Genomic DNA, 12,938 nt, shown 5'->3' with positions numbered 1-12,938 from the left:
TCCACAGCAGGCGGGTCATGTCGTCATAGCCGTAGCGGCGGCGGCCGTCCCCGCCGCGCTCGGGCTCCGGCAGCAGACCGATCTCGTGGTAGTGGCGGATGGCGCGTGGGGTGATCCCGGCGAACGCAGCGGCATCACCGATCTTGACCTGCCGGGGAGGCGTGAGGGAGGGGTACATCGCAGACAGAGCCTTTCGTGCTGTGGTGCCCCGACCCCACCACATGCCGCTACGGCATGTGCAACAACCCCATCCCGGTGCTACCGGAGCCAGGCCCTAGCTGCCGCCGGGACCGATCAAGAACGACGAACCATCCGGGAACGCAGAGTGACCGCCGGCGGCCAGATAGCTCCCTGCCGAGTGGCCGCCGCTGGGGAATTCCCACTGACCGCCGACACGCGGTTGTGGTGATCCTCCGTGGCTCTGGCACGGAAAGTGATCCAGAACCGACGCTTTTCACGGAACGACGACAGAGACAGCTAAGTATCGGTGGTGATACGACGAAGACGCACTGCTTCGCTCCCTGAGGAAGGTGGAGCGAAGCAGTGCGTCTCGTTCGGTGCCGGGAAACGCGCCCCGACACCATGCCGGTGGTAAGTGCACGCCCCGCACTGGTCCACCGGCCGATCATGTTGTGTAAGTCACCGCACCGGCTTGCTGTGCATCACTGCACCGGCGCGCGCTCCGCTGTCGGCCATGAATACCGGCGGGGGAGCATCTACGGCAGTCGCCCTCACTACGGGGGAAGTCGAGAGGGCGACCGCCTTCCCCGCCGCCGAGGCCAGCCAATGAAATCCGCGGCGGCGGGAGTCTCCTTGTGTAAACGGGTACTGGGGGCGGCGAGGTTCACGGATCGAGAGGGAGATCCGCCACCCTGGCCCCCGCCGTCCCGTCATGCGGCACGGGGGCCGGAGCTTCCGGTTCGACGGACAGGCCAGGCCGGTCAGGCGCTGCGCAGGAGGTCGGCGGCCTTCTCGGCGATCGCGTAGACGGTGGCGTTGGTGTTGTTGGAGGGGATGGACGGGATGACCGAGGCGTCGGCGACGCGCAGTCCGTCCAGTCCTCGGACGCGCAGCGCGGAGTCGACGACGGACACCTCGTCCTCGCCCATCATGCACGTGCCGACGGGGTGGCAGTAGGACCCGAAGTACCTGCGGGCGTATTCGCTGAGTGACCGCGTGTCGATGGTGTCGAGTCCGGGGCTGGCCTCCTCGATTCCCCATTCCCTGAGGGCGGACGACCGGGCGATCCCGCGGGCTGTGGCGATGCCGGACAGCACCGCTCTGACGTCCTGCTCCTCTGAGAAGTAGTTGGGGTCGATCACGGGCGGTACGTGGGGGTCGGCCGAGGAGATGCGGAGTGTGCCGCGGCTGGCCGGGCGCATGGGGGAGACGCCGATGGTGAAGCCGTTCGTCACATGGGCCACGGGGTTGGGGACCGGGATGTCGATGAAGATGATCTGGAGGTCCGGCCCGTCCGCCTCGGGTGTGCTGCGCAGCAGGCCCATGATCTCGCCGTGGTTGTTGCGTGCCTCGGGGACCGGGCGGTTCGCGCGGTAGACCAGGTTGACCCGTGGGTGGTCGTGCAGGTTCTGTCCCACACCGGGGAGTTCGTGGAAGACCTCCACCTGTGCCTGCCGCAGGTCCGTGCCGGGGCCGATGCCGGAGCGCAGCAGCAGTTGCGCGGAGCCGATCGTGCCGGCGGTGAGGACTACTTCGCCGCCGGTCGTCGCCCTGCGGGCCTCGCTTCCGATGCCGTACTCCACACCCGTGCAGCGGGTGCCGTCGAAGAGCAGTCGGTGTACGACCGTGTCCGTGACGACCGTCAGGTTGGGGCGGTTCAGTGCGGGGGACAGGTAGGCGTCGGCCGCGCTCTGGCGACGTCCCGCGACGATGTTGAGATCCACCGGGGCGAAGCCCTCTTCGAGGCCGCCGCTGATGTCGAAAGCTCGACGGTGGCCCGATTCGACCGCGCCGTCGAGACAGGCTCGCAGCACCTCGTTGGGTTCGGCGGCCGGCCCGACGAACAGTGGACCGTTCGTTCCGCGGCCGATGGCGCCGCCGGCAGCGGTCTCGCTGCGCTGGAAGTAGGGCAGCAGGTCATCGAACGTCCAGCCCTTGGCACCGTGGTCGCCCCAGCTGTCGTAGCTGGTGCGGTGGCCGCGGGCAAACACCATGGCGTTGATCGCGGTGGAACCGCCCAGACCCTTGCCCCGTGGCAGTGCGATCGGGGCGCCGGAGGCTCTCTGGGGCACGGTCGTGTCCCCCCAGCCTGCCTCCGAGGCCGCCAGCGAGGGCCAGGCCGGCGGATGCGCGACGGCTCCGGGAAGCGTGGAGGAGCCTGCCTCCAGGAGCAGGACGCGGACGTTCTCATCTAACGAGAGCCGGTCCGCGAGCACGCACCCGGCCGTACCGGCGCCCACGAGTATGTAGTCGTACGCAGACTGTGAAGACACGGTGTTCCATCCCTGCATGGCTGAATCGGTGGTCGCGCTTTGAGCGTAACACTGGTTCAAACCGTTGGGTCGTTTTACTTGATATCCTTGATTCGTGACTGAGGTGACGGGTGACCAGTCGGCCGCGACGCTTCACCGCAAGATCGTCCTCGCCGCTGCCGACGTGCTGGAGAAGGAAGGCCTGGACGCTCTGTCCACCCGGCTGGTGGCAGCGCGTGCCGGAGTGTTCCCACCGACGATCTTCCGGCTCTTCGGCGACAAGGACGGTCTGCTGGAAGCCCTCGGCGAGCATGGTTTCGCGACCTACCTCCAGGCCAAGAGCCGACTGCCGCAGAGCGACGACCCGGTCGCGGACCTACGCTGTGCGTGGGACCTGCACATCGAGTTCGGACTGATGCAGCCCGCGTACTACACCTTGGTCTTCGGCCAGTCACGCTCCGGCCATCTGTCTCGGGCGGGCCGCGAGGCGGTCGCGGAGCTTCAGCGCATGGTCACGCGCGTCGCCGCGGTCGGTCGACTGCGCATGAGCGTCGAACGAGCCACGGCCATCGTGCACGCGACCGGCGTGGGCGTGGTCTCCACGATGATCAGCACGCCCTCGGAGGCACGCGACCTGGAAGCGGTCCACGCGACGCGCGAAGTCGTCTTTGACGCCATCACCACACCTCTCGCGGCCGAGGCCGTCGGCGCGCCCGGTGCCGGTCCGGCCGGTCCGGCCATGGCACTGCGCGCCGCACTGGCAGAGTCAAGGCCGCTCCCTCTCAGCCCGGGGGAGGAGCTGCTGCTCATGGAACTGCTCAACCGTCTGGCCGACGTGCATCACGATGGCGGTTGACGGAGGGAGCTCGCTCGAACCGACGGTCCGCCAACGTTGTTGAGATCGGAGCCGCCGTGGGCGCGGCAGACATCCCGCGCCCCGGCCGTCGCGCGGCCCCGAGCGGCGCCCGCTTCCCCACACCAAGCGGCCGCCGAGTAGCGGACTGCCCTGAGCGGCTACTTCCAGCCCGGTGACCGCGCGGACATCGTCCTGCCGAACCGTCCCGTAGCGCGAATGGCCGTCGCGAAGGGCCGGCGCGAGCCGTCTAGTAGTGCTTCGGTAGGTTCTGGCTCTGGTTCTGCGTGTGGTGAGGGGGCGGACGCAGGTGGTGCAGGTGCCGGTCCAGCACTTCAGCAGATCCTGGAGGGTGTCCAGGATCTGGTAGAGGGTCAGGCCGGTGGGTGGGCTTTTGGGTCGAGCCGCCGCAGGGTGAGGAAGGCCTGGGCGGCGGTGACGAGGGTGACGTGGTGGTGCCAGCCGCGCCAGGTGCGGCCCTCGAAGTGGTCCAGGCCCGGGCCGTGTTTGAGTTCGCGGTAGTCGTGCTCGATCCGCCAGCGCATCTTCGCCCGTCGCACCAGGTCCTCGACAGGTGTGGTGGCGGGCAGGTTCGATATCCGGTAGCCGGTCGGAGCCGTCTGGCCTGCGGGCCATTCCACGAGCACCGTGCGCGTGGGCAGGACACCGTCCCACTGGTAGTGGCCGCCGCCTGCTTCCTGGGCGGCGGCCAGGGACTGCTTGCCCGCCGACCGCACCGACAAGATGGTGAACGTCGAGGTCATCGGCCCTTTGCTGCCCTGCCGCCAGGTCACCTCGGTGAGCTCGGCGGCCGGGGCGTCGGCCGCGTGCAGGGACAGGGCCCGTGGCGGCATCCGGTAGCGCGGCAGGGCCGGCGGCCCCGGTCCGCCATAGGCGGGCCGGGGCGATTGGGCATCCAGCGTGTGGACGACTTCCTTGCCGGTCAGCGCCAGGACGTAGGACAGCCCGCGTTCCTCCAGGCACAGGCGGAAGGCGGTGCTGGTGCGGTAACCGGCGTCGGCGACCACGACCGGCGCCTTCAGCCGCCAGCCGGCGAGCGTGTCGAGCAGACCGAGCGCGAGACGCCACTTCTCCTGGTGGCCGGTGCCGTCCGGGACTCCCGCCCGGCGGCAGCGGTCCGGCTCGTCCGTCCATTCCGCAGGCAGATACAGCTGCCACTGCAGCGGGCAGGAGGCGGCGGCGGCGGCGGCATGGACACTGGCCGCGGCCTGGCAGTTCGCCCGTTTCCCGAGGGCCCCGCAGTTACTGCCGGGCAACCCCCGCCGACGCCTGGCCGCACTTGGGGAACGACACATCGTCGATCACTCATACCTCGGGCGTGAACACTTCGGACAACCGCCGTGGGATCCGCTGCCTGACCGGCAGCGGATCCCACGGCGACTGGTTCACGAACTGCTGCAGGGCCTGCATGTCCCGTCCGGCAGCCGCCCGGCCATCGGCTGGATCGACTTGCGCCGCCCGTCCAGCATCAGACCCCGCAGACAACACTCACCCCACCGCCGTTGATCCCGCCGCGGCAACGACCCGAACACATCGGCAACGAACTCCGATAACTCACCCCGGAGCCGTTCCACCTCCCCGAACCTCACCCCGCGAAGATGCCCACCACCAGGCGAGATCACCCAAGGTAACGAAGCGCGCTACTAGTTCGGTGCTCACGGTGAAGGTCCAGGTGTCGGTGGGGACGCGTGGTGTGGGGCCGCGGCCAGCACCGGGAAGGACTCGGTGAGGTACTGCCCGGGTGGCAACCGGTCCGACAGCGGAAGCCGGGTGAAAGGGAGCTCACGGACGTTCATCTCCCTCCGAGGGGTGACGTGCCGTCCCCGCCGGTGGCCGGTGCGCCGCGCGGAGCCGAACCTCACGTCCGGCTCCGCGGCGCCTGGTGTGTCAGCGGGAAGCAACTGGCGTGGCCGCTCGCCGCTGCCCGCGTCCGCGGCGGCGGGCGACGCTCAGAGCTTGCTCCACTTCTGGTTGTCGTGACCGTTGCAGCTCCACAGCTGGAGTCGGGTGCCGTTGCCCGTGTCCTGGTCCTGAACGTCCACGCACTTGTCGGCGTGCGGGTTGACCAGGTCGTGGGAGGAGTTGAGCTTGAACTGCTGTGCCCAGCCGCCGTTGCAGTTCGCGAGCTGGACCGACGTGCCGTTGCTTGTCGAGGCCCACGCGAGGTCCATGCACTTGCCGAACGCCCGGACCGTACCGTCGGACATGAACTGCCACGCCTCGGCGGCGGATCCGTTGCAGTCCCAGATCTGAAGCGGCGTGCCGTCCTTGCCCGCCCCGCCGCTGATGCAGCGGCCGGAGTCATGACTCCGGATCGCGATGCCCGAGACGGTGTGGGTCTGTCCGCCCGAGGCGACGGACGACTGGTTGTTGTCCGAGGTTGAGCCGGAGGTATCGGGCGTGCTCGACGTTCCCGATCCCGAGGTGCCCGTGCCTGATCCCGCGCCGACCGCCGCGCCCGCGCCGGCTGACCCGGACGACGTCTTGCCCGCGGGCTTTCCGCCCTTGCCCGGCGCGGTGGGCGTACCCGCCTGCTCTCCGGAGCCGGGCTTCTCGCCGCCCTGCGGCTCCTGGCCCGGCTTGCCGCCCGTGGCCAACAGGCTCGGCGCCGCGCCGGGGACTGTGGACTTCGGCGCCGCAGAGCCGAAGGAACCGGGCGCGCCCGTCTCCCCGTCCCCGATGACGGTGCCGGACAGCGGGTCGGCGCGGTTCGAACGGTGATCCCCGCCACCGCCACTCACCAGGAACGGTACGGCGATAAGCAGGGCCCCCGCGATCGCGGCCCCGGCGAGCACGCTCTTGCGGGGGCGGCCGGGCCTGGTGGCGGCCGTCGCCGCGGACGAACCGTCGCAGGACGAGTCGGCCGTCGCGACGGCGGAGAGGAGCGCGGACTGCTCGGCTTCCGGCGCTTCGGGAGCCGACCGGGTGCCGGTGCCGGGGTCCGGCTCGCCGCCGTTCTCGCCCGCGGCGGCTCGCTCCGCCTGGATGGCCCGCAGGGCCACGGCCCTGGCTTCGGCGGCCGATGTCAGCGGGCTGCTGTGGGACTCTGCCGGTGCCCCGGACGCGTCCGGGGCGGTGCCGCTGGACACCGTCACGGGCTCGGAGTGGTCGGAGGCCGTACTGCTGGACCCTGCCGTGGCCCCGGATGCGTCCGGGGCGGTCGGTTCAGGCTCCTCCGCGAGGGCGGCTCTTGCGGACGCGCTGTCGGAACTAGCGGATTGGGAGGCCGTCATGGCGTCCTTCCAATGGTCGAAGCGGAGAGGGACGGTAGGGCGGTTCAGGGTGGAGCCGACGCGATCGCCGCGCGGAGCTGTTCCGTCTCGATCACCATGCCGATGACACCGGTCGGGTTGACGTACAGCTGGTGCTCTGGGGGCAGTTGGCCCACCAGGTCCGCGACGGGAACAGTGCGCGAGCCCAGTGCGCCGACCGCGCGTACCTGGGCTTCGGAGGTGAAGACGGGGACGACAGGCAGCCCGTCCGATGTCCGGGTGGCGAGCGGCTGCTCGCCGGCTCCGAGGAGGACACTCACTTCGGCGGGGGCGAGCAGGCGCAGGACGTCGTCGCCGGGACCGTAGCCGGTGGCGGCCAGTTGTACGGCTGCGTCGACGGCGTCCGTCGGCTCCGGCCAGCCCAGCGCCATGGGCGAAGGGCGGTAGTCCTCGTTGTCCTGCCATTCCGCGATGTCGCCGTCCACGCCCGTGCGCCATTCCCCCACGACGGCCCATCGTGGCGGAGTGCCTTCCCCGCGCCAGCCCGGGTCGACCATGCCGAACCAGTGGTCGGGAGCGAGCCGCGCGGCCTCCTTGATGTCGTCGGGTACGCCGTTGAGCATGTCCGCGGGTTCCGGGCTGCCGCGCTCGGGGGCTTCGCTCATGCTGTGACTCCTTGCTCGGGCTTCGGAAGCGGGGGCGTCGAAGGGGATCCGCCGGGCATCCGGGCCGTCATGACATGCCGAGGAGCACCGAACACACTTCACACGCTCTGGAGTGCCGGACGGTTCATATGCCCCGTAGGTTGCGCAGCGGCGACCACCGCGGGTGTGGTGACCCGCATGTGTTTCTCGCCCGTGATGTCTTGCACGACCATTCATACTTGACTGGTCCAGCAACATGATACGGGGTGTCTCGACGGTGGGTCGAACGGGTCCGGCCACAACGGTACTCACCGGTGCTTCGCCTTGCCTCCGGTCAACCGAGCCTTTGCGTACGGGCCTTCGTCGGCGCCGGCGAAGGCGGTCGAGAGCCGTCACGCCCTCGGACATGTCCCAGTCTGTGCAATTTCATCCCCTTCGGTGGACGGGCTGTCGCCCTCCACCGACCGACGGTCATGTCACACGCCGCGGGCCGGACCTCTCGCACCGGCGCCTCAAACGTCCGCGCCACCGGGACCTTCGTTCCGCTTCCCACGTTTCCACCTGGATACCCCCGCTCCGGCCCGGCATGATGGTGCCGCCCGGCATGATGGTCCTGCCCGTCACAGACACCCGGGCCAAGAACAGGCACCCAGGTACCCCACATCGATACCCGGTGCCCGATTGAGGAGGTTCGCGCGTGTCACGCCAGGTCCTGACGGTTGGTCCAGAACGGCCGGACGGTCTGCGTACGATCGGCGAGGCCCTGGAAAGGGCACGCAGCGGGGCTGTCATCAGTGTGCTGCCGGGGACGTATGCGGAACACCTCGTCATCACCACCAGAGTCACGATCGTGGCCGAACAGGGCCGTGGCACGGTGAACATCGCGCCGCGGGTCGGCAGCGCTCTGGCGCTGAAGGCGGACGGGGTGATGCTCACCGACCTGACGCTGCGCGGCCGAGACGAGGACCTGCCCGTGCTGGACGCGGCTCGTGGGCAGGTGGCCATGGACGGCTGTGAGGTCGTCGGGTCCGCGTGGACGGCGTTGATAGCCCGGAGCAGTGGCTCGCTGGCCCTGAGGGACTGCCGGATCAGCAACGCGGGCGGTGCGGGCGTCGTCGTCACGTCGACCGTGGACAGCTCCCTGGAGTCGTGCACCATCGAACATCTCAAGACGTCAGGTGTTGTGATTGGAGAGCAGGGCCGGGTCACGATACGCGGCTGTACGATCCGCGACGCACGGGGCAACGGCATCCTCGCCAACGGCGAGGCACGGGGCTCGGTCGAGGAGTGCGACATCTCCTCGACGGACAAGCCGTCGATCGCGCTGGAGGAGAACAGCACCACGCGTGTGCTGCGCACGGTCGTGCACGACACGAGCACCGGTGTGTATCTGACCAGCCAGGCCCGGACGACGCTGGAGGACGTCCGGGTCACGGGCACCACGGGCCCGGGCATCGTGCTGAGCGGCGGCACCGATCCCCTGGTGCGCCGGTGCCGCACGGCACGCACCCGCGGTCACGGCCTGCTGGTCACCGAGCGGGCGCGCGGCACGTTCGAGGACTGCTGGCTGGACGGCGCCGAGGCACCGGCGCTGCGGGTGAGCGGATCCGCGTCCCCCGTCCTGATCGGCCTGACGGTCCGCGACGCCGCCGGGACCGGCGTTCTGTTGGAGGAGGAGTCCGCGGCCGAGCTCGACCGGCTGGAGGTCATTGACGCCGGGGGAGCGGGCGTCTCCATACGCTCGGGGGCCAATCCCCTGCTCAGGCGGGCCCGGATCGGTACCCCGCGCGGCCACGGCGTCGAGGTCGTCGAGGACGGGCGGGGCCGGCTGGAGGACTGTGCCGTAGACCAGGCGGGCACTGCAGGCCTGCATATCGACAGCGACGGCAACGTCTACGTCAGCGGAGGTACCGTCGCCTCGGCGGCACAGGCGGGTGTCTCGATCGGCGCGGGCGGCATCCTGACCGTCCGCGACCTGGAGATCAGGGCTGCGGGAGAGGCCGGGATCAGCGTGGCCGAGGGCGGCGAGTTGACCGCCACGCGGCTGCGGGTGGCCGACAGCTCCAGCCACGGCGTGACCGTCGCCGACGGCGGCCGCGCCTCCTTCAACGCCTGCGAGATCAGCGGGAGCGGCAAGGACGGCATGCGCGTCGACACCACCGCCCCGGTCTCCGTCGTCAACTGCGCCTTTCGCGAGAACGGCGGCGGCGGACTCGTGCAGTCCCGGCCCGGCGAGCGGCTGGTGGTCGAGGGGCTGACCAGCACCGGCAACGGCAAACGCGACGCCTGGGGCCGGGGCGACGGCGCGGGCACCGACCCGGCGGCCACGCAGGGCCCCGACGACGGGCAACTCGTGCGCACCGACGGGCCGCTCGCCGAGCTGGAAGCGCTGATCGGGCTGGAGAACGTCAAGCATCAGGTCCGGACCCTGGTCAGCCTCACCCAGCTGGCACAGCGCCGGGCCAGGCTCGGCATGTCCGCCCCGCCGATGAGCCGGCATCTCGTCTTCGCGGGACCGCCCGGTACCGGCAAGACCACCGTCGCCCGCCTGTACGGGACCATCCTCGCGGAGCTGGGCGCCCTGCGCTCCGGGCACCTCGTCGAGGTCTCCCGGGCCGACCTCGTTGCGCAGATCGTCGGCGGCACCGCCATCAAGACCACCGAGACCTTCAACCGGGCTCTCGGCGGCGTGCTGTTCATCGACGAGGCGTACACCCTCACGTCCGACAGCCGGGGCTCGGGCGCCGACTTCGGCCGGGAGGCAGTGGACACCCTGCTGAAACTCATGGAGGACCATCGCGACGACGTCGTGGTGGTCGCCGCCGGCTACTCCGCGGAGATGCAGCAGTTCCTGGCCTCCAACCCCGGCCTCGCCTCGCGGTTCTCCCGCACGGTCGAGTTCGAGAACTACTCGGTGCCCGAACTGGTCTCGATCATGGAGACCATGTGTGTCCGGCACCAGTACGAGCTGGACGAGTCCACCGGCAAGGCCCTCGCCGCGCACTTCGAGCGCATGCCGCGGGACGCCGCCTTCGGCAACGGCAGGGCCGCACGCCAGGTGTTCGAGCAGATGGTGGACCGGCAGGCGTTCCGGCTCGCCACACTGACGGACATCAACGAACGCGAACTCAGGCTCCTGCTGCCCGAGGACATCGACGACCAGACCGCGGCGGCCGCCGGCGGGGAGGGCCAGGCGGACAGCGACCCGCTCACCCGACTCGGCGACATGATCGGCCTCGCCGCCGTCAAGCGCGACGTCACCGACCTCGTCAACCTGCTGTCGACCGTCCGGCAACGTGAGGCCGCGGGCCTGCCCGTACCGCGCATCAGCCACCACCTCGTCTTCACCGGACCCCCTGGCACGGGCAAGACCACCGTCGCCCGCCTCTACGGCGAACTCCTGGCCGGACTCGGGGTCCTGCCGCGCGGGCAGATCGTCGAGGTGGCACGCGCCGACCTCGTGGGACGGTACGTCGGCCACACCGCACAGCTCACCCGTGAGGTCTTCGAACGCGCCCGCGGCGGGGTGCTGTTCATCGACGAGGCGTACACCCTGACGCCGCAGGGGGCGGCCTCCGGCTCGGACTTCGGACGCGAGGCCGTGGACACGTTGCTCAAGCTGATGGAGGACCACCGCGACGAGGTGGTGGTCATCGTCGCCGGCTACACCGAGGAGATGGAGTACTTCCTGGCGTCCAACCCGGGCCTGTCGTCCCGGTTCTCCCGGCGCGTCGAGTTCGCCGACTACACCTCGGATGAGCTGGTCACCATCGTGCGCCAGCATGCCGTCGAAGCGGGCTACGAGTGCGGAACCGGCACCGGGCAGGTGCTCCGCGCGTACTTCGACTCGCTGCCTCGCGACCGGATGTTCGGCAACGCGCGGCTGGCCCGCCAGGTACTGGAGGGCATGATGACGCGCCAGGCGGGCCGACTGAGCATCGTGGTGGCTCCCGGCCTCGACGACCTGCGCCTGTTGCTGCCCGAGGACGTCACGGGGTATGAGCCGGCCTCCGGGTGACCGGGCAGGGCAGTGGTGGGGAGATACGTGTGAGCGGCCTAGGATGCGTGCCATGATCCGTCCTCGCCTTCGGCGCCGCACGTCCCCCCTCGCTTCGACGCGGCTCCACTCCGTGGCGCTGACCACGGCGCTGCTCACGGTGACGGCGCTCGCAGGTATCCCGGCGAGTGCCGCGCCGCGGGCCGAGCCGACACGGCTGCTCGTCATGCCCTCCGAGCTGGCCGACGGGCAGGCCTGTACCGGCGGGCCGGAGCAGAAGGCGTCGGCCCTGCCGTGGGCACAGCAGAGCCTGGGCCTGGGCCGCACCTGGGCCGTGAGCCAGGGCGACGGCGTGACCGTCGCGGTCGTCGACACCGGGGTGTCCGCGCAGGCGCCGGCCTTGCGGGGAAGGGTCACCTCCGTCGGGAGCGGGGGCACCGACTGTGTGGGCCACGGGACGTTCGTCGCCGGGCTTATTGCGGCCGGTCCGGCAAAGGGGGTCCGGTTCGCGGGCACCGCCCCGGCCGCGCGGATCATCGGCGTACGCGGGACCGATGAACGCGGCGCCGCCACCGACTCCAGCGTGGCCGCCGGCATCAATGCCGCGGTCGACGCCGGGGCCGACATCATCGAGGTGTCCCCCGCGCTGGTGAAGCGGTCCGACGCACTGCGGACCGCGGTGTCCCACGCCCTGGCGAAGGACGCGCTGATCGTCGCGGCCGCGGTGCCAGACGCCCCGCAGCACACCTCGGGGACGGCCGCGCCGCCGCGCGACTACTGGCCGGCCTCCGAGCCCGGGGTGCTGTCCGTCATCGACTTCGACGCCGGGGGCGCCAGACCCGAGGACGCCCTCCTGCCTCGCGGCGCCGACCTCGCCGCGCCCGGTGACGGCGTGGTCGGGATCGGGCCAACGGGCACGGGGCACTTCATCGGCTCGGGGGCGTCACTGGCGGCCGCGTACGTCGCCGGAACCGCGGCGCTCGTCCGCTCCACCCACCCCGGCCTGTCCGCGACCGCCACCGCCGAGACGCTCACGGCCACCGCCTACCCGGCGGACGTGCCGCGCATCGACCCGTACGCCGCCGTCACCTCGGTGCGTGGGGGAGCTGTCGCCCACCACTCGGCGCCCGGTTCGGGCCCCGTCGAGCTGCCGTCGGACGGGGACGGGGCACGTGCCACCCGGCGGGCCCTGGTGCTCGCGTCGGTCGGCGTCGGCGTGGCGCTGCTCGCTGCGTGGGGCGCACTGATCGTCCCGCGCGGCCGTGCCCGCCGCTGGCGCGCGGCAGGGCGCTGACCGGGCTCGGGGGTGGTTCCGCACGGCTGCGTGCGATGCCGGCGCAGTGGGCCGCTGAGGCACGCCGGGATACGGGTGTGCCTGGGGGCCTCGCATGCGCGCCGGCGATGCCGCTGGGCGGTGGCCTGTGAGGGAGCGAGGCCGGTGGGGCGGACCGGGGCGGCCGCGGTTGTCGCCGGCGTGCACGGCGAGCCGCTGACACGTGTGGGGAAGCGCGTTGCCGTGGGAGTCCCGCCTGCGTGCGTGAGGCGCTCCTGCATGGTGGACCGTTGACGGATTCGCGGATCGGCCGATGTGACTGTCCCGCGGGCCCGCGCGGCCGTGGCCGCTGCGTCGCGGACCGCTGGCAGGGGCCGACCGGCCGGGTGGTTGGTGAGGGCCCGCGAGCCGTCCTACGCGCGTGGCGAGCGGCTGACAGCCCTCGGGGGCGGTTCGGCGCGGCGGCGCGGCAAGCAGCCGCCGTGCGCCTGTCACCGTAGGCGGCG

General features: G+C 71.0%; 8 protein-coding genes and 1 pseudogene. 3 read left to right on the top strand and 6 right to left on the bottom strand.

Going from position 1 to position 12,938, the window contains the following annotated elements; translation table 11 throughout:
• Together ACFPIH_RS54575 and ACFPIH_RS54570 are read right to left on the bottom strand one after the other, a co-directional pair.
• On the bottom strand, nt 1–178 hold a 178-nt coding region (locus tag ACFPIH_RS54575), incomplete at its 3' end, for a MerR family transcriptional regulator (RefSeq protein ID WP_381169230.1).
• Between the two features lie 763 nt (nt 179–941).
• Nucleotides 942–2,453, bottom strand: coding sequence for a GMC family oxidoreductase (locus ACFPIH_RS54570; protein WP_381169179.1), 1,512 nt, complete (start codon nt 2,451–2,453; stop codon nt 942–944).
• Nucleotides 2,454–2,547: 94 nt separating this feature from the next.
• On the opposite strand from ACFPIH_RS54570, the gene ACFPIH_RS54565 reads away from it, so the two are divergent.
• Complete coding sequence (locus ACFPIH_RS54565; RefSeq protein WP_381169177.1) at nt 2,548–3,288, top strand: TetR/AcrR family transcriptional regulator; 741 nt, start codon at nt 2,548–2,550, stop codon at nt 3,286–3,288.
• 371 nt (nt 3,289–3,659) lie between these two features.
• Here ACFPIH_RS54565 and ACFPIH_RS54560 read toward each other — a convergent pair whose 3' ends face one another.
• From ACFPIH_RS54560 to ACFPIH_RS54545, 4 genes and pseudogenes are all read right to left on the bottom strand, one after another.
• Nucleotides 3,660–4,562 (bottom strand): IS701 family transposase, encoded by a 903-nt coding sequence (locus ACFPIH_RS54560; protein WP_381169175.1) that lies wholly within the window; start codon nt 4,560–4,562, stop codon nt 3,660–3,662.
• Between the two features lie 49 nt (nt 4,563–4,611).
• Nucleotides 4,612–4,838: pseudogene (locus tag ACFPIH_RS54555) on the bottom strand (transposase).
• A 417-nt stretch (nt 4,839–5,255) separates the two neighbouring features.
• Entirely contained in the window at nt 5,256–6,401 is a 1,146-nt protein-coding gene (locus tag ACFPIH_RS54550; RefSeq protein WP_381169173.1) for a ricin-type beta-trefoil lectin domain protein, read from the bottom strand.
• A 182-nt stretch (nt 6,402–6,583) separates the two neighbouring features.
• Nucleotides 6,584–7,183: a type VII secretion system-associated protein gene (locus tag ACFPIH_RS54545; protein ID WP_381169171.1), complete on the bottom strand. Its 600-nt coding sequence runs from the start codon at nt 7,181–7,183 to the stop codon at nt 6,584–6,586.
• A 676-nt stretch (nt 7,184–7,859) separates the two neighbouring features.
• Between ACFPIH_RS54545 and ACFPIH_RS54540 the strand changes: the two genes are divergently transcribed.
• Both ACFPIH_RS54540 and ACFPIH_RS54535 read left to right on the top strand, forming a co-directional pair.
• Entirely contained in the window at nt 7,860–11,180 is a 3,321-nt protein-coding gene (locus tag ACFPIH_RS54540) for a right-handed parallel beta-helix repeat-containing protein (RefSeq protein WP_381169169.1), read from the top strand.
• 52 nt (nt 11,181–11,232) lie between these two features.
• Nucleotides 11,233–12,453, top strand: coding sequence for a S8 family serine peptidase (locus ACFPIH_RS54535; protein WP_381169167.1), 1,221 nt, complete (start codon nt 11,233–11,235; stop codon nt 12,451–12,453).
• Nucleotides 12,454–12,938 lie beyond the last annotated feature (485 nt).

The sequence above is a fragment of the Streptomyces vulcanius genome, assembly GCF_042653945.1.
GTDB lineage: Bacteria > Actinomycetota > Actinomycetes > Streptomycetales > Streptomycetaceae > Streptomyces > Streptomyces mangrovi.
Note: the sequence above shows the minus strand (reverse complement) of the source record. Positions and strands in the feature narration are given on the sequence as shown.

Excerpts from the sequence above, each read along its gene's own strand:
- ACFPIH_RS54535 (WP_381169167.1), top strand. The coding sequence starts at position 11,233 with ATGATCCGTCCTCGCCTTCGGCGCCGCACGTCCCCCCTCGCTTCGACG.
- ACFPIH_RS54545 (WP_381169171.1), bottom strand. The coding sequence starts at position 7,183 with ATGAGCGAAGCCCCCGAGCGCGGCAGCCCGGAACCCGCGGACATGCTC.